Source organism: Pseudoramibacter alactolyticus ATCC 23263, from assembly GCF_000185505.1.
Taxonomy (GTDB): Bacteria; Bacillota; Clostridia; order Eubacteriales; family Eubacteriaceae; genus Pseudoramibacter; species Pseudoramibacter alactolyticus.
In genome coordinates, this window is sequence record NZ_GL622359.1 from 2,217,548 (window position 1) to 2,239,563 (window position 22,016).

Here is a 22,016-nt window from a genome sequence, read left to right on the forward strand (position 1 = left end):
AGGTCGTTTTTTAGTTCTGGCAATCGTCTGTATATTCGGGATAAAGAAAACCATGCGATGGCTGCGGGGTTCAGCAAAGCTTAAACGGTAAACGGAAAACTGCGCTATTTTATGTTTTGACGGTTAAGAAAAAATATTTTTCATAATATAAAAGAAACAATATAATGATTGATAAAAATGATATAATAATAAAGGTTTTCATAAAAGCGTATAAAGTGCATAAAAAAATCTGCATTAGCAGATCTTTATTCGCACAATGCGATCAACTGTGATGTCGGATAATCCTTATTTGAACTCACCTTGTTATTTACGCATTAATTTTAGCATATAAAATAAAAAGATGTCAATTAGAGATAGAAAGGAAAATTGAAAATGACATACTATCTGGGGTTGGATATGGGAACGGGTTCTGTCGGCTGGGCCGCAACTGATAAAAATTATAAATTGATTCGCGCGAAAGGGAAAGATCTTTGGGGCGTTCGCCTTTTTCAAACAGCGAAGACAGCAGCGGAAAGAAGGAGTCATCGTGTTGCAAGACTGCGAAGACAGCGGGAGAAAGTGAGAATCGGGTATTTAAAAACTATTTTTTCCGATGCAATTAATAAAGTGGATCCCGGTTTTTTTCAACGTTTGGATGACAGCTTCTTTTATGCGGAAGATAAAAATATCAATCAACCGTACGCTTTGTTTGCGGATACCGGATATACAGATGTGGATTATTACCGTGATTATCCAACCATTTTCCATTTAAGAAGTACCTTGATTCATGATACATCGCCCAAAGATGTGCGACTGGTATATTTAGCCGTTCTCAATATGTTTAAACACCGAGGACACTTTTTAGCATCTAATTTGTCGGAAAATGGTGTTGATGATTTTGGAGACATCTATCAGCAGTGGTGTAAATCTGTGCCGAAGCCTGTCCAGATATCGGATCCCGAAGCGAAGACAGAAAAAATCGAAAATATTCTTTCCAAGGCTGGCATTTCCAATACCAGGCGGTTGGAAGCACTCTTAGAAGTCTTTGGTATCAAGAGAAGAGATGCTTTTGCAGAAGTTTTAAAGCTGTGGTGCGGTCTCAAAGGGAACCTCAGTAAAATTTGGTCAGAGACTGATTTTAGTGATTTGGACAACACAAAACCAGCATTGTCATTTAAAGACAGTAATTTAGATATGGTTTTGTCCCAATTAGAAGAAATTCTTCCAGACGAAGATTATTCATGGTTAATGCTAACAAAACAGATTTATGATTGGTCTCTATTGTCTGGAATGATGAAAGATGCAAGTGGCAAAAGTTATGATTATCTGTCGGATGCGCGGGTTGCGTCCTATCAAAAGCATTCGGAAGATTTAAAAACACTGAAACGGTTTTATCATGATAATCATTTATCTGCGGCTTACGATCAGATGTTTCGGGTCATGGGAAAAGATAATTACAGTGCCTATGCGGGATCGGTTCAGTCAAAGAAGGAAGTCGTTCGTCGTGGTGCATCATGTGGCATCGAGGAACTTTATAAGCGAATAAAGAAAGATTTAAAACCGGTACCAGACTGCGAAACAAAACAAATCATTTTAGAAAATATTGAACGCGGAACTTTTTTGCCGAAACAGTTAACCCGAGATAATGGAGTTATTCCGAATCAGATCCATGTGCATGAGCTTAAAGCAATTTTAAAAAATGCAGAAAATTATTTGCCTTTTCTTAAAGAAGGCTCGGAACTAACGAATAGTGAAAAAATATTGCAGCTGTTTCAATTTCAAATTCCTTATTATGTTGGACCGCTCTATTCGGATGAAAATAATTATGCTTGGGTCGTTCGAAAAGAAGGGGGGCGTGTTTTTCCTTGGAATTTTGCTGAAAAAGTTGATGAAAAAGCTTCAGCGGAAGGTTTTATATCGGAATTGGTTGCCCGTTGTACTTATTTAGATAATGAAAAAGTACTGCCTAAGGCATCTTTGCTTTATGAAAAATTTATGGTCCTTAATGAACTCAATAATTTAAGGATAAATGGTGAGCGCATTTCGGTCGATATTAAACAGGAACTTTATCAAAATTTGTTTACACGCGGCAAAAAAGTGACCCTCAAAAAAAGTGAGGGATTATTTGGTGGCCAAAGGATATTTTGCCTCTGATGAAGAAATCGATTTTTCCGGCGTGGACGATGGATTTAAAAATACGTTGAGCAGCCACCAAAAGTTTAAGGAGATTTTTGATGTTGAAGTGCTGAATGATTGGCAGAAATCGATGTCAGAAAAAATTATTTTCTGGGCAACGGTGTACGGTGACTCGAAAAAGTTTTTAAAAGAGCGATTAGAAGATGCTTATGGCAATGAGCTTGATCAAAAGCAAATCAAACGTATTTTAGGCTTGCGATTCAAGGATTGGGGACGTTTATCAGAAGCCTTTTTAAATCTCGAGGGAAAAAATTCAAAAACAAATCAGTCTCAAACGATTATAGAGGCGCTTTGGAATGGCGATGGGACAAACAATTTTAATTTGATGGAACTGCTTAGCAGCCAATTCACCTATCGAGACACGCTTAAAAAAAGAGCACTAAAAGGCGAAAAGACTTTAACGAATATTACCTATGAAGATCTGTCAGATCTCTATCTTTCACCATCCGTAAGAAGAATGGTGTGGCAGACAATTTTAATAGTCAAAGAATTACGGCAAGTATTGGGGGCCGGCCCTGCTAAAATTTTTATTGAAATGGCACGGGACGTCACGTTGAAAGCGGGCACTCGGACAACCAGCCGGCGTCAGCAATTACTTGATTTGTATAAAAATGTTCAAACGGAATCCAGAAATTGGGTGGAAGAAATTGAAACACAGGAAGAGAGCCGATTTCGCTCCAAAAAAATATTTTTGTATTATACTCAAATGGGCCAATGCATGTATACGGGTGAACCGATCGTTTTTAAGGACTTGTTTAATCGGAATCTGTATGATATCGATCATATTTATCCCCGACACTTTGTAAAAGATGATAGCTTGATCAATAACTTAGTGTTAGTTAAAAAACAAGCTAACAGCCATAAAAGTGATACCTTTCCCATTGAAAACAGCATTCAGCAAGCGCGTCGCGATTTTTGGAAATGGTTATCGGAAAAGGGGCTGATATCTCGGGAAAAGTTCAATAGACTGACGCGGCGAACCAGCTTTTCAGACGAAGAACTGGCGGGTTTTATCAGCCGCCAAATAGTTGAAACACGTCAAGGAACGAAAGCCGTTGCCCAGATTTTTGAGAATGCCTTACCGGACAGTGAAGTTGTTTATGTGAAGGCGGGAAACGTCAGTGATTTCAGGCATCATTTTAATCTATTAAAATGCCGGGAAATTAACGATTTGCACCACGCGCAGGATGCTTATCTGAATGTGGTGGTGGGGAATGTATACCACACAAAATTCACGAAAAATCCGATTAATTTTATTAAAGGCTATCGAAAGGACCGCAAGGCATATGCTTATCATATGGATCAGATTTTTGATCACCCGGTAAAACGTAATGATATCATCGCCTGGCAGACCGATAAAAATCAAAGCATTGCGACGGTTAAGAAGGTGATGGCCAAGGGGACCCCGCTGGTCACCCGGATGAGCTATGAAGAACACGGCGAGTTGTCGAATCAGAATATTTGTAGCGCAAAAGCAGCCCAAAAAGCAGAAGGAAAAGGCTATTTACCCATCAAAAATTCGGAGCGGTTGTCAAATACGCAAAGATATGGCGGCTATAATAAATATGCAGGCAGTTATTTTTTCCTGGTCGAGCATACTTTAAAAAAGAATCGGGTCAGAACGATTGAAACAATGCCCTTATTTTTGCGAGATACGATTAAAACTTCGAAAGACTTGTTGAAATATTGTTGCGAATCTTTAAAATTAGAAGCCCCCTCCATTCGCGTAATGAAAATAAAAATGGGTTCACTTTTAAGCGTCAATGGAGCTTTTGTGTATTTGACGGGAAGAAGTGGGAAGAAACTAATCACGCCTAATGGCTTTCAACTGATACTCCCTCAAAAATGGCAAGATTATATTCGATTATTGATTAAAACAAAAGATTCACCTGACGATGTAGAGGGAATAAGCGGGGGAAAAAATATCGAGTTCTATGATATTTTGGTGGAGAAGCATACAAAGACATGCTTAAAGAACAGACCTAATCCCATAGGGGAAAAATTACGAGAATGGCGGAACGATTTTATAGCTTTAGACAATCAGAAACAATCCGATATTTTGCTGGAAATTCTGAAATTGACAACATTCGACAATTCGGGTGCTGATTTGAGAGCGATTGGCGGGAAGAATCAATCAGGAGTGAGTACGATCGGTAAAAAAATATCAAGTCAAAAATCCGTGGTGCTTGTTCATCGGTCTGTCACCGGAATTTTTGAAAAACAGGTGGATTTATTAAGCATATGAGTTGGCGAACCATTGTCATCACTAGTAATGCCAAATTGGACTATCAAATGGGTTATTTAGTGGTGAGAAGTCAGAAAACGACAAAAATATTATTGTCAGAAATCGGCACCCTGGTCGTGGAGAGCACAGCGGTTTCCATGACGGCTTATCTTTTGAGCGAGTTGACCAAGCACAAAGTTAACGTCATTTTTTGCGACGAAAAGCGCAATCCGTCATCGACCTTGCAAGCATTTTATGGCTGTCATGATACCAGTGAAAAAATTCGCAAACAAATCAAATGGACAGATTATATCAAGTCAGCCGTATGGACAGAAATCGTCACGGAAAAGATCAGAAAACAAGCAGCATTACTGAATGCGCTTGAAAAACCGGAAGCCAAAATACTCAAAGGCTATGTCGGTCAGGTGACATTAAAGGACGCAACGAATCGGGAAGGGCACGCCGCAAAAGTATATTTCAACGCATTATTTGGGAAAAAGTTTACCCGTTCGTTGGAGTGTTCGATTAATGCTGCATTGAATTATGGTTATACACTTATTTTATCCGCTGTTTGCAGGGAGATCGTGTCGAATGGCTACATGACACAAATTGGCTTATGGCATGACAACATGTTCAATCCCTATAATTTGGGTTCTGATTTGATGGAGCCTTTCCGACCATTGGTGGACCACGAAGTGTATAATATGCAGCCTCAACAATTTGAAAAGAATGAAAAACACAAAATGCTGGATTTATTAAATCATACCGTACAAATAGATCGCCGCGATGTATTTTTGGGAAATGCAATTAAAATTTACGTTAAATCGGTGTTCGATGCCATTAATGATAAGGATATTGCCCTGATTAGGTTTTACAAAGATGAGTTATCGTTTTATGCGCGTGATCATTTTATTTGATTTACCAACGACCACGGCTGCTGATCGGCGAGATTATGCACAATTTCGAAAATTTTTAATTAAAAACGGTTTTTTTATGATGCAGGAAAGTGTGTATTGCAAATTGGCCCGGAATACGCCGGCGGCAAATGCCATTATTGAGGGAGTGCGCAAGCATAAACCCACCTCAGGATTAGTGCAGGCCATGAAAGTAACAGAGAAGCAGTATGCCGCAATGGAATATATTGTAGGATCCAGCTCAAGCGAGGTGCTTAACACAGATGAACGATTGGTATTTTTATGATTTTAGTGAATGAAAAATATGATTTAAAAATAGAGATGCGGGAAAATAGATCATGCTGCCTTGTTGTGGAAAAACCCGAATACCTGGCAGATATGATGATGGATTTAATCGCACAAAGCCAAGGAGATGAAGGCGGTTTTGTGCTATCGGATCATGGCAGCCTTTTGCCAATAAAACATTATTTGGATTTGCAAACAGATATTTTTCATTTGGATTTAAATCAGCGCAAAGTGATGAAGGGGATCTATGCCGCATTAGAAGAGGTAGCTCAAGAAGAAGTTGAAGCCAAAGGTGAAATTACAACTGCGATTATTTCTGTATTGGAGCGGGTCACCAGCCGTGCGGCTTATGATAATCTGACATTTGATTTTGATTTTGAATGGGAAAATTTATTTAAATTTTTTCATCTCCGCATTGAGGAACAATCGTTATCTTTAGAAGAGAAACTTGCAGAGTATTTTAAAATCCTTTCTTTAGTCCTTCGGAAGCCGATCTTATGTTTGCTTCATGCACATATCTATTTTTCAGAAAAGCAAATCCGTGAATTGATTCAACTGAGCAAATATCAAAAACTTCAGTTGTTATTTATTGAAGCACGGGAACCTAAAAAAATTCCGGATGAAGATGAAGATATTTATATCTTAGATCAGGATCGGTGTGTTATTATTAAATAAAGAGATCGTGAATAAGCTGTTACCTGCAGTCATAAGGTTCGGTGAGAATCGATTTTGAGGTTTGAGAACCTTGTTATTTACGATACTTCTTTAGCTTCCTGGATCATGATGCACAGCGGATCGATGGTTTGAGAACCTTGTTATTTACGATACTTCTTTAGCGGCGCACCATGATACAAAAATATCACACCAGTTTGAGAACCTTGTTATTTACGATACTTCTTTAGCAAAATCATGGCTAAGTATAATTCATACACGCGTTTGAGAACCTTGTTATTTACGATACTTCTTTAGCAAATGAGAACCGTGGTAAACATAGACTCCGGTTTGAGAACCTTGTTATTTACGATACTTCTTTAGCTTTTCAGCGTCGCTGATATCCTCATTGGGCGTTTGAGAACCTTGTTATTTACGATACTTCTTTAGCAAAAGGTCTTTGAAATCATCAATAAGACATGGTTTGAGAACCTTGTTATTTACGATACTTCTTTAGCCCACATAACGGGCCTTATCTTCCGGCAACAGTTTGAGAACCTTGTTATTTACGATACTTCTTTAGCGTACATGCGCCACGAAGAAGTGAAACAAGAGTTTGAGAACCTTGTTATTTACGATACTTCTTTAGCCAAGGGATCCGCGGCTGCGGCGTGCCCCGGGCGTTTGAGAACCTTGTTATTTACGATACTTCTTTAGCCCTGACACCCACAAGCGAGCTTGAAAGCTTCAGTTTGAGAACCTTGTTATTTACGATACTTCTTTAGCGATGGCCAGTGTTTTAACCGGCACCTGCCGGTTTGAGAACCTTGTTATTTACGGTACTTTTTTGACATAAGAAATATTTATTTGATGATATGTTGTATTGTACTTGTAAAACGGATCAAAACCCGCCCTGCGAAAAAATTTAAATTTTGCTTGATGCCCGCTCGATTCTTTGCTATAATCGTTCGTGTTCAAGCGGGTATAGCTCAGTGGTAGAGCCCTGGCTTCCCAAGCCAGTCGCGAGAGTTCGATTCTCTTTACCCGCTCCATTTTCTGAAATTTGAAACCCGCATTTGTTGTAAGGCTTTGCGGGTTTTTAATTTATACAGATTGTGCATTTGCTGGCAATAAATATAAATTATTTTAAAAAGATAATTTTTATCATTATTTACAATCTTTTTTTCAAATAATTTGTTTTTAACTTCCGAGTTCAATAAAAAATCAGGATCATGTCTCAAATCCCGAAGTATAATCTTTAACAAAGGGAGCCTTAAAGGGCTTTTTTATGTGTAGTGCTATCTTATTATTTTATCATCATCTGCGTGACATACGAAAAAATTATCGTTTTTCGATAAAATAATGATGATAATCGTTAAAATATATGCTATCATTAACAAAAGGGAGGCTCGTATGAAAAAACGCAGGGGAAATGTTATCCGATATGAAACAATAGGGATTTGCATCAAAGCATTGACGTACGCACTTTTGATTGCATTGATAATAAAATTGCTTGTCGGAATTTGGATAATGACAAAATCGCAAAACAATTTTATGGTAAGAAAACAATTTAGATTAACAATGATATTCTTGCCGCCTGTCTTTTCACAAAATTTGTTAGGCTATCTTTTCACTAAAAAAATCGATATTTATCCCAAGACGGTTTTTATAATTGCATATATGGCCCAGATTGTCCGAATAGGAATTCTTTTCTGCATCTGTCATTCGATTTCAAAATGTTTTGATAGAGTATTGAATAATGAGACGCCATTTTATTTGGGGAGCGAAAAGATGTTTTTTAATGTTGCCGTGCTTGTAGTTTGTTACTGGATAGTGCCGTTTCTAATTAAATATTTATCATTTTTTATAAGTGGATATATTAAAGGATATGTGTACGTGGATGTAGGGAATAATCATTTAATATTCATTTTCATAATGATAATGTTACTGGGGTTTTTATTTAAAACACAAGAATTTGGGAAGTTTTTGCAAAATGAATCAGACGAAACGTTGTAAATAAATGGGAATTGTTTTGAGATTAGACCGAATTATGGCGGATAGAAAGATTTCTCTATCGGAATTGTCAGAGAAGGTTGGCATTACCAATGTTAATCTCTCAAAAATCAAGACGGGAAAGGTAAAAGCAATTAGGTTTTCGACATTGGATGCTATTTGCAGAAGTTTGAATTGTCAACCTGGGGATATTTTAGAATACCAAGATGACGAGGAAATAAAAAAAGGATCAGGAGGGAAATGAAATGCAATGGATCAGCAATCCAGAGAAGAAAAATGTTATTTTTAGAGGACCTTCTTGGTGCCCTCGTATGGGCGCAGCATGCCGCGGTAATAATCCGCCTTTTTGTAGTATAAAAACATCACACTGCAAAAAATTACAGGCCTGTGCGATATATTTCCACGGCAAGCAGGAGAAGCAAATGGAATGGTTGAATCATCCAGTTCTCAAGGTCTCGCATCCATTGTAAAGCTACAAATAAATTATTTTAAAATTTATTATATACTTTATCATAAGGGAAAAATTTATGGCATGGAATGTTTTAATTCAAAAAAGGGACAAAATTATTATTGTGGTAACATATGATGATTCTATATATCCATTTTTTGATGAGATAATAAAATCAAAATAAAATGAAAAAAACAAAAAACAAAAAGTGGGATTCAAACATGGGCAAAGGATCCATAAAAAGAAATTTTCTGCTGAACAGCCTTTTGACGATTTCGTCTTTTATTTTCCCGATGATCACGTTCCCATATATTTCTCGGATATTGTTACCGGCGGCCATCGGCAGGGTCAGTTTCGCCACGTCCTTAGTGACGTATTTTAATTTGATAGCGCAGCTGGGGATTCCGACCTACGGCATTCGGGCTTGCGCTCAGGTTCGCGATGATAAATTGAAATTAACGCGGGTTGTTCAGGAGCTTTTGACGATCAATTTGCTGATGAGCGGGCTGGTGTATCTTTTATTTTTCGGGTTGCTGATTTTGGTGCCGCAGCTACAGGACGATCGAACGCTTTATTTGGTCATGGGTTCAGCCATTTTATTTAACGCGCTTGGAATCGACTGGATGTATCAAGGATTGGAGCAATATGCCTACATCACAAAGCGGTCGATCCTCTTTAAATTTCTCGCCCTCATCATGATGTTCGCTTTCATTCATCAGCCGAAAGATTATATTATTTATGGCGGCATTTCCATTTTTGCCGCTTCCGCTTCAAATATTTTGAATTTTATCAATGCGCGGAAATTCATAGCGATGCAGTACGTCGGCGGGTATCGATTCAAAAGGCATTTTAAAGCGATCGGCATCTTTTTTGCCATGTCGTGCGCGACGATTATTTATACCAATTTAGATACGATAATGCTTAAATGGCTGACGACCAATACCGACGTCGGCTATTATAATACGGCGGTAAAAGTCAAGACCATTTTGGTGGGCGTCGTGACTTCTTTGGGCGCCGTTTTATTGCCCCGGGCATCTTATTACGTTGGAAATCACATGCTAGAAGATTTTCGCCGGGTTAGTAAAAAGGCCATTAATTTCGTTATGGTTTTTGCCGCGCCCGTCAGTCTTTATTTTATTCTTTTTGCAAAACCGAGCATTTATTTAGTGTCGAGCGGCGCTTTTGCCGGTGCGATTAAGCCGATGCAAATCATTATGCCGACGGTGATGCTGATTGGCATCACCAATATTCTGGGAATTCAAATATTGGTGCCCCTGGGGCGGCAAAAGACCGTCATGTGGTCAGAGATAGCCGGCGCAGGCGTGGATTTTCTGGTCAATTGGCTTCTCATTCCCAAGTATGCATCGGCCGGCGCGGCATTCGGAACCCTGCTGGCAGAAATCGTTGTTTTAATCGTACAATTTGTTTCGCTGCGCCGCGAAATTAAATTGATGGTTCGGCAGATATATTTTGGAAAAATAGGTTTGGCGTTGCTGGCCGGCTGTATTTTTTCTTTTTGGATCTTGAAGATTAGCCCGATCTTTACCGCGCATTTTGGCAACATCGTGGGAAATCTTATCGTTCTGGCCCTATCCGTCAGTCTGTTTTTTGCTGGGTACGTCATGATCCTTTTGTATTACAGAGAGCCGATGACCCTCTATATCAAGGACCAGATCACGGGCTTTCTGCCCTGATTGGTCCTGGCTGGGAAAACCGACAGAGCTTGCCTTACAACTTTAACGGCTCAAAAAATTGATTTTTTTGTGCGGAGTCTGCCGGCGTAGGCGGGAGGCGATCGGCGGCTTCAAAATAGTTATTGACATATGTCGAAAATGTGCTATAATCAAAGACAAGAAAACCAAGAGGTGGCAAAATGGCGAGACCCTGCAAAAAAAGACGCATCGGCGGCACCCCCGGCTGCAGGCGCTTCGGCCCCGGCCGGGGCGGCTGTCCGGCCGAAAGCGCGGTGACCCTGAGCGTGGAGGAATACGAAACCCTGCGCCGCATCGATTACGAGGGGCTGAGTCAAGCCGACTGCGCGGCGGTGATGGCGGCGGGGCGCACGACGGTGCAGGCCATTTACCGTTCGGCCAGGAAGAAGCTCGCGACTGCCCTTGTGGAAGCCCGACCGCTGATCATCGGCGGCGGCGATTATATTCTAACGTCGGTCGCAGCGCCGATCAGCAAAGGAGAAAACATGGAACAACGCATTGCAGTCACTTATGACGACGGACAGATTTTTCAGCATTTCGGGCACACCAGCCAGTTTAAGATTTACGACATTCAGGATGGGGCGGTGGCGGAAACCGCCGTGGTGGATACGAACGGCCAGGGGCACGGCGCCCTGGGCGGTTTTTTGAAGAACGCCGACGTGGACGCGCTGATTTGCGGCGGCATCGGCGGCGGGGCGCGCATGGCGCTGGCGGACGCCGGCGTCGCGCTTTATGCCGGCGTCTCCGGGGAGGCCGACGCGGCGGTGGCGGCCCTGCTGGCCGGCACCGCCGCCTATCAGACCGAGGCCAACTGCGATCATCACGGGGAAGGCCATCACTGCGGGCACCATCATCGCCACGGCGAGGGACATCCCCACGACGGGCAGCACCATTGCGGGCACGCCGGAGCCCATCGGGAAACGCAGGCATGATGAGCGAAGACACAAGGATCCGGGCAGAACGGGCTGTGACCTTTAAGCACAGCGGGCATAATTGTTGCCAGGCGGTGCTTTTGGCTTATGCCGATCGGCTTCCGCTTTCGGAAGCCGTGCTGGATAACATCGGCCTGCCCTTCGGCTCGGGCATGGGCACCGGGGAAGGCACCTGCGGGGCGCTTTGCGGCGCCGAGATGGCGGCCGGGCTTTTAGGCCTCGGTTCGGCACGGCAGGGAATTTTCAGACGGTTCGTCGACGGCACCGGGACCGGGGCCAGCGTGTGTCGGGATTTAAAGGGAATCGCGACCGGCCGGCCCTTGTGCAGCTGCGACGATTGCGTGCGCCAGGGGGTGACGGCGCTGGCGGCTGTTTTGAACGATGCCGAGGATGCGCCGCAGGCCTCCCCTCCGATTAAAATCAGATAACCAATGGTTCAAAAGCCGCGTTTCGAATGAACGCTGAACTTGCAGGACGAAAGTAGACACGAAAAAAGCGTGTCTACTTTTTTCATGCTAAAATATTTTGAGAAGGGAGATCCATCTGAACGGAAAAAAGAAATGGGTCGCGGGCACTGGCCGGCAGACGTGAAACTCAAAGCGGTTAAGCAGCATTTACAGGCGCATCGTTTTATCCGGTCGACGCCTTCAGCAATGAGCTCCCCGCTCATAGTGTTGCAGACAGACCCGGTCACAGCAAACCATGCGATGGCTGTCTTGCTGTCCCCAGTAAGCTTGCGGACACTAAAAAAGAGCAGAGCTCCCAATTGCTTTGCACGCCGCCCAGGAAGCCGTCTGTTCATCCCAGACCCGCTGCCCGGCGCATAAAGATTATGGCATCATGCGGTCCATGTCGCGAGGCGGCACGCCGTCAGCCGACACCCCCGCCATCGAAGCGTTGAATGGTCGGATCAAGGAAGAACTACACCGGAATTTTGATCTTGCTCATGCCGATAATGTCCCGGCGCTTCTGGCCAGTATGCTGCCTGCCGCAACGAAGAACGGGCTGCATCTGCCCTGAATTACAAAAGCCCTGTTCAATACAGAATCGAACAAGGCTTTTGATGCTTTTTTAGGGTCTACTTTTTGTTGATATGTTCACCGCAAAAAGGCTGCGAGGCTTTTGTTATTTTAATCGTTTGAGAATGTTTTTTTAAAAATACTTGCAGCCATGACTGCGTTCCAAAGAAGAAAAATCGCAATTATTTCCCGCAGGTTAACAGCCGAGTGCCAGACGAAAACGCGCAAACCCATTAAAATTGTGAGTACCGCGTTGAGCAGTAAAAATCCCGCGATTCTAAGCCCTTTTTCATGCAGATTATTTTCGGCGAGGGCGGTGAACACGCAAACTAAAAGCATGAGTCCCTCGAAAACAATCAGGTGCCGGATCCAGACGGACCAATGCACCGGCGCATGCAATAAGAAATTGCCGACCGCAGGAATGAGCAGACAAAATCCGGCGAGAAAGATAAACTAGTTCTTTCGAGCGGCCAATAGTTGTTTAAAACGGGGTGATAACATGGGCATTTTCATCAGTGCCTCCAGCGACGGGACCAATGGGCGCGGCCGTAATATTTCTTCTTCTGAGCGTTTTTGTAGAAGTTGCAATAATAATGGTGATAAATGCGGCCGCCAGATCGTTGAGTGGTTATTGTTCCAGCATAAAAATATGAATTTTTCACTGGATCAATTTTTTTATGTATTTAATGAAGTCACCTTCCCCTGAATATGTAAGATGCAGGGGACGACTCATCGAGTGATGCTTTATTTTTCAAGCATTTGAACGCGAATGACCCTATCCCGCCCTCTTACAAAAATCGATGCTTTTTGTATAAACAACCTAACTTTAAAAAATAATAAAATAATAACGGCGATACGTCAACAAAAAGATAAAAAAATGCCCACAAAAGATAAAAACACGTTAAGAATTGATGAAAGCAAACATGAAAAAGCAGTCTGTCCGCAGAAGTCGATGGCGCCGGTTTTAAACGACCGCACATAAGCGTTTGCCCAAAGTTGTAAACTTTGATTTAAATTTTTCTTCCGGGGCTTTTCAAGGCGGGGGCTTTCTGATAGAATAAAAACCATCAATCGAATATGGAAAGATAGAGGCGCGTTTTTTAAGAGTATGCGGGGTGATCGCGGCAGGGCGAAGGGATCACCGCGGAAAGGAAAAGACGCCGAAGTGTCATCTGCCTGCTGTGGTGATTGCTGGGTCCGTCGAGAACATCGCCGGGACTGTCGCCGTCAGGCGGGGGGCTGTCAAATACAAACAAACATAGGATTTGATTTTGTGCGGCCGGTATCTTTACTGGTCTTTTTTTACGAAGGGATTTAAATTGGGATCACAGGTAAGGAGGATCGCCATGAAAAAATATAAAGTCGGAATTTTGGGCGCCACGGGCATGGTGGGCCAGCGTTTTGTGACGCTTTTGGTCGGGCACCCGTGGTTTGAGATTGCCGCGCTGGCCGCGTCGGCCAGGTCCGCGGGGAAATCCTACGGCGAGGCGGTGGCCGGCCGCTGGAAACTTGAAGGGCCGATGCCGGAAGCCGTGGCGGCCATGCCGGTGGCGGACGTGCAGGACATCGACACCATCGCGGCGCAGGTGGATTTTGTCTTCTCTGCCGTCGATATGAAAAAGGACGAAATCCGCGCCGTTGAAGAGGCCTATGCCAAGCGGGAAATCCCGGTGGTTTCCAACAACTCGGCCCACCGCTGGACGCCGGACGTGCCGATGGTCATCCCGGAAATCAACGCCGATCACTACGCTGTTATCGGCGCGCAGAAAAAACGGCTGGGCACGAAACGCGGCTTTGTCGCTGTCAAGCCCAACTGCTCCATCCAGTCCTACACGCCGGCGCTGGCCGCCTGGCTTGAATTCGAACCCACCGAGGTGATCGTCTCCACCTATCAGGCGATTTCCGGCGCGGGCAAAAACTTTGAAACCTGGCCGGAAATGGCGGGCAATATCATTCCCTACATCGGCGGGGAAGAAGAAAAATCCGAGCAGGAACCGCTCAAGGTTTTCGGCCGGGTTGCCGGTGACCATATCGAAAAGGCCGACGGCATGGTGATCACCTCCCAGTGCATCCGCGTGCCGGTGCTCGACGGCCACACGGCCGCTGTCTTTGTGAAGTTCCGCAAGCATCCGACGAAAGACGAGTTGGTCGGCGCGCTCAGAAACTACAGCGGCGAGCCCCAGACGCTTAAGTTGCCTTCGGCGCCGGCGCAGTTCATCCAGTATCTGGAGGATGACGACCGACCGCAGGTCGCGAAGGATGTCGGCTTCGAGAACGGCATGGGCATTTCTATCGGGCGGCTGCGGGAAGACCGCGTTTACGACTGGAAATTCGTCGGCCTTTCCCACAACACGCTGCGCGGCGCGGCCGGCGGCGGGGTTGAAGCGGCGGAATATCTTTGCGCGAAAGGCTATATCGAACCCAAAGAAGCGTAACGAACGCGTCGGGCATCGACCGCACGGCCGATGCCCCATCACGAATTAAGGAGGAAGCAATGGCTACTATTTTCACAGGTTCCTGCGTCGCCATGATCACCCCGTTTGATGCAAGCGGGCAAGTGGATTACGACGCGATGAAGGCCAATATTGAACGGCATATTGCCGAAGGCACCGACGCGCTGCTGATCTGCGGCACCACCGGCGAAAGCTCGACGCTAAGCGACGACGAGCACCGCGAAGTGCTCCGGGTGGCCGGGGAATGCATCGCCCGCCGGGTGCCCTTTATCGCGGGCACCGGCTCCAACGACACGGCTTATTCCGTCGGGCTGACCCGATACGCGAAGACCGTCGGCGCCGACGCGGCGCTGGTGATCAACCCGTATTACAACAAAACCACCCAAGAAGGGATCTACCGGCACATCAAGGCCATCGCGGACAGCTGCGAGCTGCCGCTGATCATCTATAACGTGCCCAGCCGCACGGGCTCCAATATCCTGCCGGCGACCACGGCCCGTCTGGCCAAGCTGCCGACGGTGCAGGCCATCAAGGAAGCCAGCGGCGACATCAGCCAGATTGCCGAAGTGATCGAGCTGACGGAAGCCGACGATTTCGACGTGTATTCCGGCAACGACGACCAGACGCTGCCCATCATAGCGCTGGGCGGCAAGGGTGTGATTTCCGTGACGGCCAATATCGCGCCGAAGGCCATGCATGAACTGGCCGCGGCCTGCCTGGCCGACGACATGGCGAACGCCCGGGCCCACATGCGTGAGACCAATATCCTCAACCGGGCGATGTTTTATGAAAACAATCCGATTCCGGTGAAGACGGCCATGGCGCTGATGGGGCTCGACACCGGTGTGATGCGGCTGCCGCTGGTGCCCATGGGCGAAGCCAACAAGGCCCGCCTGGTGGAAGCGCTCAAGGCGTACGGAGGGCTGATCTGATGATGAAGGTGATTATTTCCGGCGCCGCCGGCCATATGGGCCGGGTGGTGGCCGATTGTGCGGCTGCGGCCGACGACGTGACCGTGGTGGCGGGGCTCGACCAGAAGTCTGGCGATGCCGGCGCCTTTCCGATTTACGCAGATTTCGACGCCTGCACGGAAGACGCCGATGTGATCATTGACTTTTCGCACTTTTCCGCTTTTCCAAAGGTGATTGCCTTTGCCGAAAAACGCCGGCTGCCGCTGGTCATTGCGACCACTGGCCTCACGGACGAAAACGAGGCGCGCATCGCCGAAAAGGCCAAGCTGTTCCCGATTTTCAAAACGGCGAACATGTCCCTCGGGATCAACGTTATCGCGGACGTGCTTCAAAGAATCTCGGGGCTTCTCACGCCGGGCTTCGACATCGAAATCGTCGAGAAGCATCACAACCGCAAAGTGGATGCGCCCAGCGGCACGGCCATTTTGCTGGCGGACGCCGTGAATGCCGGCATTGAAGCGGACGGCGGCGCTCCGAGGCGCTACACCTATGGCCGGAGCGGCCGCGACTGCAAGCGCACCCCGGACGAGCTCGGCATTCACGCCGTTCGCGGCGGTACCATCGCCGGCGAACACACCGTGCTTTACGCCGGGGATGACGAGCTGATCGAAATTAAGCACACGGCACTTTCCCGAAAAATTTTCGGCAACGGCGCTCTGACGGCAGCCCGTTTTCTCATCACGAAATCCAACGGCCTTTACGATATGAGCGATGTGATCGGCGCGTGACCTGCGGATCACCGGCAAGACAGAAAAACCATTTTGGAGAGCAGCAACATTGACCAACGAAGAAATTAAAGCAAAATACGATTTAAAAGATCCCTATCAGATCGCGAAATACATCAAGGAAGTGCAGAAGAGCACGCCGGTCAAGGCGTACCTGCGCGGCTATCTGCGGGAGCGGGACCTCGACGGATTCAATTATTTTGGGATTCCCTCGGCCTGCGTGGTGCTGGGCGAAAGCGACGCCGTGGCCGAACTCATCGAGGCGACCGCGTCCAGGCTGACCTTCTGCCAGGTGGAAAACGCGGCCCGCAATTCCGCGGTGCCCTTGCTCGACATGACGACGGTGGACGCCCGAATCGAACCGGGGGCCTATATCCGCGAAGGGGTGCAGATCCACAAGAATGCGGTCATCATGATGGGAGCGGTGATCAACATCGGCGCCGTCGTGGGCGAAGGGTCGATGATCGACATGAACGCGGTGCTCGGCGCGCGCGCCACCGTCGGCAAGAACTGCCATATCGGCGCGGGCACGGTACTCGCCGGCGTGCTGGAGCCGCCCTCCAGCGATCCCGTCATGATTGAGGACGGGGTGGTCATCGGCGCCAATGCCGTCGTGCTCGAAGGCGTGCGCGTGGGCGCCAATGCCGTGGTCGCCGCCGGGGCCGTGGTCACCGAAAATGTGCCGGCCGGCGCGGTGGTGGCCGGCAGTCCGGCGAAGATCGTCAAGGAAAAGGACGAAAAAACCGAATCGAAAACCGAATTGCTCGGCGATCTGCGCGGCTAAGCGCCCGGTCGCCGGCCTTTTAAAGGCGGTGCTTCGGCGCCGCTTTTTGTGGTGTTAAGGAAGAAATCAAGACAAACGCAAAGGGAAAATCCGATGAATACGATTGTTCAAAAATACGGCGGCACGTCCATGGGGACGATCGACCGCATCAAGAATGTGGCCAGACGCATCATTGCCAAGAAGGAACAGGGCAACCGCATGGTGGTGGTGGTTTCGGCGATGGGCAAGAGCACCGATCAGCTGGTGGCCATGGCCTACGCCATCAACGACAGGCCGCCGAAGCGCGAAATGGACATGCTGCTCGCCACCGGCGAACAGGTTTCCATCTCCATGCTTTCCATGGCACTGGCCGAAATGGGGCAGAAGGCGATCTCCTTCACCGGGCCCCAGGTGGGCATCAAAACCAAAGGCGTCCACGGGCGCGCCCGCATCATGGACATCGACACCACCAAGATCACCCAGGCGCTGGCCGACGACAGCGTCGTGATCGTCGCGGGCTTTCAGGGGGTGAACGAGAACGACGACATCACCACCCTGGGCCGGGGCGGCTCCGACACGTCGGCGGTGGCGCTCTCCTGCGTGCTGCACTGCCCCTGCGAAATCTACACCGACGTGGACGGCATTTACGGCGTCGATCCAAGGCTTTATCCCCCGGCGAAAAAGCTCGACGTGGTGAGCTACGACGAGATGCTCGAGATGGCCAGCCTCGGCGCCGGCGTGATGCACACCCGTTCCATCGAGCTCGGCCGCAAATACAACGCGGACATTACCGTGGCGTCGAGCATCCACGATGTGCCCGGCACGCTGATCACGGCCAGTGCCGCCGCGACCCAAAAACCCATCACCGGGATGGCGGTCTATAACGACGAGATGATGGTCTCGATCAAAAATGTGCCCTACGACGTGAACATCTCGGCCCGGCTTTTTTCGGCGCTGGCCGCGGCGGGCATCAACGTTGACATGATCAGCCAGACCTCGCCCATCGCCGATCGGATGCACATTTCCTTTTCGGCCTCCCACGACGATATCGACGCGCTGGAAAAGGCGCTGGCCGAATTCCAGGCGGCTTATCCCCAGACGGCCGTCGACCTGCGCGAGGACGCGGTGAAGATGTCGGTGGTCGGCAGCGGCATGAAGGCGCATCCCGGCGTCGCCAGCAAATTCTTCAGGCTGCTGTCGGCTCAGCACTTCCCGATTTTGATGGTCACCACCTCGGACATCCGCATTTCCTGCATGATTCCGGCGGAGGCCAGAGAGCGGGCGGTCATGGCGGTGGCCGACGGTTTTGAATTATAAGGAGGGCGATGTGGTTAATATTGAAAAACATCCGGTGGACAGCCTGTCCATCGACTGCGAAAGCCTGATGATTTCCCTGAAGGCGGTGCCCTTCAACAAAAATATCATGAGTCGTCTGCTGGACGATCTGGCCGCGGCCGGCGTCAACGTGGATGTGATTTCCCGGACGGCACCGGTGGGCGAGACCTTTGACGTGTCGCTGCTCGTGCCCGAGCGGGATATGGCCAGCGTGCGCGAGATCGCCAATGATCTCGGCAGCGATTTCAAGATGATCGGCATCACGGTCAACAAGAACATCACCCGGCTCAACCTGCACGGCATCGGCATGCGCACCCAGTCCGGGGTGGCGGCGCGCTATCTGCAGGTCTTCGCCGACAATGACATCCAGGTGATGATGGTTACCACGTCGGAAATCTGCATCTCCTGCATCGTCCGCAACGAGGACGCCAAAAAGGCGGCGACGGCGATTCAGGCCGCCTTTCAGTTACAATAATGTTACAGAATTTGGCCGCTGACGTCGTGCAAAGCGGGATGGGGTATGGTATAATTTTTCCAATTTTGAAGTAGGAGCAGAAAGATGGCTCAAGATGAAATGAAAAAAAACCCGGCGGCCGCCGAGGCGCCGGTCGAAGCGCAGGCAGAACCCACGCCCGTTAGCGAAGCATCTCCTCCGGAGGCCGGCGGCGACACCGCTCGGTTTTTGGAAGAGGGGGACGCGACGGAAATGCCTGACGCGGGTGTCGAAGCGGCCGACGCATCAGCAGATGATGCCGAAAGTGCCGCCGATGAGGCAAACGCCGCCGATCGTGAGGACGCAGCGGCGGATGTCCCCGATGCGGCGGATGAAGAAACGCAGATCGCGGAGGCGGTCACCGAAGCGCCGGACGAAACGGCGTCGGAGGCGGCGGAATCGGCCGATGAAACGGTGCCAGCCGAAGAGGAAGCGCTGCCGGAAGAGACGGCAACTGAAGCTGAAGCGGTAGACGCATCGACGGGCGGCGAAGCCACCGTCGAAACGGCAACAGAAGAAGACACGGACTCCGACGGCGCGGGCGCGCCTGAAGAAAGCGCGGATAAGGCCGCGGATTTAGACGAAAGGGCCGGCGGCACCGACGCGGCGAATGAAACAGCTTATGACGAAGAAACATTGGCAGAAGATTCGGACGCGGGCGACACCGACGCTGACGAAAGCGCGATAACCGAATCGTCAGACGCGGAGGCGGTTACCGAAGAGCCGGACGAAACGCCGTCGGAGGCGGCGGAATCGGTCGATGAAACGGTGCCGGCCGAAGAGGAAGCGCTGCCGGAAGAGACGGCAGCTGAAGCTGAAGTGGTAGACGCATCGACGGGCGGCGAAACGGCAACGGAAGAAGACACGGACTCCGACGGCGCGGGCGCGCCTGAAGAAAGTGCGGATAAGGCCGCGGATTTAGACGAAAGGGCCGGCGGAACCGACGCGGCGAATGAAACAGCTTATGATGAAGAAACATCGGCAGAAGATTCGGGCGCGGGCAGCACCGACGCAGACGAAAGCGCGATAACCGAATCGTCAGACACGGAAGCGGTCGCGCCATCGGAGATGCCCGGGACCCCAGCCGACGCGTCGGAAGAACCGGCGGCGGCCGAGGTTTTGGAAGCCGGCGAAACCACCGCATTCGATGCGGAAGCAATTGCGAATAACCGCTTGCGGGAACAGGCGCAGGATTTAACCGAGCCGGAAACGGCCGAGTCCGCTGCGGAAGCCGTTTCCGCCGAACCGGCAGCGGCCGATAATGCCGAAGCGGTTGCGGCCGACGACGCAGGAACGACCGAAACACCTGCGGCTGAAGGGCGGACCATCGATCTCGGCGCGGCCGAGACACCTGCACCTGCGCCGCCCGTGAAAAAGCGGAAAAAAGGCGGATTGATCGCCGGCGTGGCGATCGCCGTGCTCGCGGTGATTTATTTTGCCGGCGCAGCTTTTTATCACAGGCATTTCTTCGCCGGGACGACGATCAACGGCGTGGCGGCGGGGAACCGGTCGCCGGCGGCCGTGCAGGAAACGGTTCAGAACAAGGCAGCGACCTATCGCCTGGTGCTCAGGGGCAAAGACAACCATGTGGAAAAGGTGACGGCGGGTGCGCTCGGCATTGCCTATAAGGGGGATGCGGCCCTGCAAAAGCTTTTGACCGGGCAGAACAGCTTTGCCTGGCCGGCGATGTTCTTCAGGAAGGATCAGCATGCGGTTTCCGCGCTCCGCTATGACGAAACCAAGATGGACCGGGTGGTCTCGATGCTCAATCTGGTTACCGGCGATCAGGTGACCGACGCGCAAAACGCGCGGCCGGTGGTTGAAGAAGACGGCGATGTGCGCATTAAAGCCGCGGTGACGGGCAACCGGCTGGATAAAGCCCGGCTGAAGACCGCCATCCTTAAAGCCGTGGCCACCGGCGATGAAACCATCGACCTGAAAAAGGACCGCTGCTATGTCGAGCCGAAGTATCAGAAGGATTCGCCGGCGGTCAAGCGGGCCGCCAAGGTGATGAGGCGATACGCCAAGGCCAAGATTACCTATCTTTTCGGCACGGACAGCGAGGTGGTGGACAGCAAGGTGTTCGGCTCCTGGCTTACCGTGGACGGCGACATGCACGTGACGGTGGACGAGGCCAAGGCGGCGGATTATCTGTATCAGCTGGCGCTGCGGACCAACACGGCCTACGGCAAGCACACCTTCAAAACCACCGGCGGCAACACCATCACGGTGAACGGCGGCAGCTATGGCTGGCGCATCGACCGGGAGGCCGAGTTGAGGCAGCTCGTCTTTGATATCAAGTCCAGCAAGGCGGTCAACCGTGAGCCGGCTTATAAACAAAGAGGCAAGACCCGCAAAAGCATCTACGAGGACATCGGCAGTTCCTATGTGGAGGTGTCGATTGCCCAGCAGCACATGTGGGTTTATAAAGACGGCCGGCAGGTGGTGAGCACGGCGGTGGTCACCGGCAACACGGCTGCCGGCCACGGCACGACCCCCGGCGTGTACTACATCGCCTATAAGGCGCGTCACGCGACGCTTAAGGGGGAGGATTACGAAACCCCGGTGTCCTACTGGCTGCCCTTTAACGGCGGCCAGGGCATTCACGATTCCTGGTGGCGCGGCGCCTACGGCGGCACCATTTATCGGGGCGGCGGCTCCCACGGCTGTGTGAACACCCCGCCGGGCCAGGTGCCCGCGGTCTACGCCAATGTGGAAACCGGCACGCCGGTGGTCGTCTATTATTAAAACGCAGACAGCGCTCCGGCGCTTACCCCGCAATGCGGGGTTTTTTTAATGGCGGCGAATGCCATTGACGCCGCCGGTTCAGAAAGGTACAATAAAAATCAAAACGACAAACGGCAGCCGGTGCCCGGCTGCCCGATTGAAGGCATTGAATGCAA

General features: G+C 49.3%; 20 protein-coding genes, 1 tRNA gene, 1 CRISPR repeat array and 1 riboswitch. Of the genes, 20 read left to right on the top strand and 1 reads right to left on the bottom strand.

What is annotated here, in order from left to right; genetic code table 11:
• Nucleotides 1-372 precede the first annotated feature (372 nt).
• The 13 genes from cas9 (HMPREF0721_RS12630) (at nt 373) to HMPREF0721_RS12160 (ending at nt 12,374) form a co-directional block, all read left to right on the top strand.
• Nucleotides 373-2,133 (top strand): type II CRISPR RNA-guided endonuclease Cas9, encoded by a 1,761-nt coding sequence (cas9, locus tag HMPREF0721_RS12630; protein WP_006599765.1) that lies wholly within the window; start codon nt 373-375, stop codon nt 2,131-2,133.
• Nucleotides 2,108-4,420, top strand: coding sequence for a type II CRISPR RNA-guided endonuclease Cas9 (gene cas9 / locus HMPREF0721_RS12635; protein ID WP_006599766.1), 2,313 nt, complete (start codon nt 2,108-2,110; stop codon nt 4,418-4,420). The genes cas9 (HMPREF0721_RS12630) and cas9 (HMPREF0721_RS12635) overlap by 26 nt, the downstream gene beginning before the upstream one ends.
• Nucleotides 4,417-5,316: a type II CRISPR-associated endonuclease Cas1 gene (gene cas1 / locus HMPREF0721_RS10535; protein ID WP_006599767.1), complete on the top strand. Its 900-nt coding sequence runs from the start codon at nt 4,417-4,419 to the stop codon at nt 5,314-5,316. Before cas9 (HMPREF0721_RS12635) ends, cas1 begins: the two co-directional genes overlap by 4 nt.
• Nucleotides 5,294-5,599 (top strand): CRISPR-associated endonuclease Cas2, encoded by a 306-nt coding sequence (gene cas2 / locus HMPREF0721_RS10540; protein ID WP_006599768.1) that lies wholly within the window; start codon nt 5,294-5,296, stop codon nt 5,597-5,599. Before cas1 ends, cas2 begins: the two co-directional genes overlap by 23 nt.
• Nucleotides 5,596-6,273 (top strand): type II-A CRISPR-associated protein Csn2, encoded by a 678-nt coding sequence (gene csn2 / locus HMPREF0721_RS10545; RefSeq protein ID WP_006599769.1) that lies wholly within the window; start codon nt 5,596-5,598, stop codon nt 6,271-6,273. Before cas2 ends, csn2 begins: the two co-directional genes overlap by 4 nt.
• Nucleotides 6,274-6,332: 59 nt before the next feature.
• Nucleotides 6,333-7,101: direct repeats of the CRISPR family, unit length 36 nt; unit sequence GTTTGAGAACCTTGTTATTTACGATACTTCTTTAGC.
• A 126-nt stretch (nt 7,102-7,227) separates the two neighbouring features.
• Nucleotides 7,228-7,301 (top strand) — tRNA-Gly (locus HMPREF0721_RS10550).
• 361 nt (nt 7,302-7,662) lie between these two features.
• Nucleotides 7,663-8,265: a hypothetical protein gene (locus HMPREF0721_RS10555; protein WP_040640073.1), complete on the top strand. Its 603-nt coding sequence runs from the start codon at nt 7,663-7,665 to the stop codon at nt 8,263-8,265.
• Between the two features lie 4 nt (nt 8,266-8,269).
• On the top strand, nt 8,270-8,506 hold the full coding sequence (locus HMPREF0721_RS10560; protein WP_006599773.1) for a helix-turn-helix domain-containing protein: 237 nt from the start codon (nt 8,270-8,272) through the stop codon (nt 8,504-8,506).
• 1 nt (nt 8,507) lies between these two features.
• Entirely contained in the window at nt 8,508-8,732 is a 225-nt protein-coding gene (locus tag HMPREF0721_RS11955) for a hypothetical protein (protein WP_156788745.1), read from the top strand.
• A gap of 199 nt (nt 8,733-8,931) precedes the next feature.
• Nucleotides 8,932-10,404, top strand: a complete 1,473-nt coding sequence (locus HMPREF0721_RS10565; protein ID WP_040640512.1) for a flippase — start codon at nt 8,932-8,934, stop codon at nt 10,402-10,404.
• Nucleotides 10,405-10,583: 179 nt separating this feature from the next.
• The gene (locus HMPREF0721_RS10570) at nt 10,584-11,354 is read left to right on the top strand and encodes a NifB/NifX family molybdenum-iron cluster-binding protein (protein WP_006599777.1); all 771 of its coding nucleotides are present in this window, start codon (nt 10,584-10,586) and stop codon (nt 11,352-11,354) included.
• Nucleotides 11,351-11,782 (top strand): C-GCAxxG-C-C family protein, encoded by a 432-nt coding sequence (locus HMPREF0721_RS10575; protein ID WP_006599778.1) that lies wholly within the window; start codon nt 11,351-11,353, stop codon nt 11,780-11,782. The genes HMPREF0721_RS10570 and HMPREF0721_RS10575 overlap by 4 nt, the downstream gene beginning before the upstream one ends.
• A gap of 343 nt (nt 11,783-12,125) precedes the next feature.
• The gene (locus HMPREF0721_RS12160) at nt 12,126-12,374 is read left to right on the top strand and encodes a hypothetical protein (protein WP_050786998.1); all 249 of its coding nucleotides are present in this window, start codon (nt 12,126-12,128) and stop codon (nt 12,372-12,374) included.
• Between the two features lie 110 nt (nt 12,375-12,484).
• On the opposite strand, the gene HMPREF0721_RS10585 is transcribed toward HMPREF0721_RS12160, so the two are convergent.
• On the bottom strand, nt 12,485-12,712 hold the full coding sequence (locus HMPREF0721_RS10585) for a hypothetical protein (RefSeq protein ID WP_040640074.1): 228 nt from the start codon (nt 12,710-12,712) through the stop codon (nt 12,485-12,487).
• Between the two features lie 739 nt (nt 12,713-13,451).
• A riboswitch (Lysine riboswitch) is annotated at nt 13,452-13,623 on the top strand.
• Nucleotides 13,624-13,719: 96 nt separating this feature from the next.
• On the opposite strand from HMPREF0721_RS10585, the gene asd reads away from it, so the two are divergent.
• The 7 genes from asd to HMPREF0721_RS10620 all read left to right on the top strand — a co-directional run bounded on the left by asd (nt 13,720) and on the right by HMPREF0721_RS10620 (nt 21,861).
• The gene (gene asd / locus HMPREF0721_RS10590) at nt 13,720-14,808 is read left to right on the top strand and encodes an aspartate-semialdehyde dehydrogenase (RefSeq protein ID WP_006599784.1); all 1,089 of its coding nucleotides are present in this window, start codon (nt 13,720-13,722) and stop codon (nt 14,806-14,808) included.
• 59 nt (nt 14,809-14,867) lie between these two features.
• The gene (gene dapA / locus HMPREF0721_RS10595) at nt 14,868-15,758 is read left to right on the top strand and encodes a 4-hydroxy-tetrahydrodipicolinate synthase (protein ID WP_006599785.1); all 891 of its coding nucleotides are present in this window, start codon (nt 14,868-14,870) and stop codon (nt 15,756-15,758) included.
• Nucleotides 15,758-16,525, top strand: coding sequence for a 4-hydroxy-tetrahydrodipicolinate reductase (dapB, locus tag HMPREF0721_RS10600; RefSeq protein WP_006599786.1), 768 nt, complete (start codon nt 15,758-15,760; stop codon nt 16,523-16,525). Before dapA ends, dapB begins: the two co-directional genes overlap by 1 nt.
• A 49-nt stretch (nt 16,526-16,574) precedes the next feature.
• A complete protein-coding gene (gene dapD / locus HMPREF0721_RS10605) occupies nt 16,575-17,306 on the top strand; it encodes a 2,3,4,5-tetrahydropyridine-2,6-dicarboxylate N-acetyltransferase (protein ID WP_006599787.1) in 732 nt (243 codons plus the stop codon).
• Between the two features lie 93 nt (nt 17,307-17,399).
• Nucleotides 17,400-18,602, top strand: coding sequence for an aspartate kinase (locus tag HMPREF0721_RS10610; RefSeq protein ID WP_040640075.1), 1,203 nt, complete (start codon nt 17,400-17,402; stop codon nt 18,600-18,602).
• Nucleotides 18,603-18,612: 10 nt separating this feature from the next.
• Nucleotides 18,613-19,095 (top strand): ACT domain-containing protein, encoded by a 483-nt coding sequence (locus tag HMPREF0721_RS10615; RefSeq protein ID WP_242821872.1) that lies wholly within the window; start codon nt 18,613-18,615, stop codon nt 19,093-19,095.
• Between the two features lie 84 nt (nt 19,096-19,179).
• On the top strand, nt 19,180-21,861 hold the full coding sequence (locus HMPREF0721_RS10620) for a L,D-transpeptidase family protein (RefSeq protein WP_006599790.1): 2,682 nt from the start codon (nt 19,180-19,182) through the stop codon (nt 21,859-21,861).
• Nucleotides 21,862-22,016 lie beyond the last annotated feature (155 nt).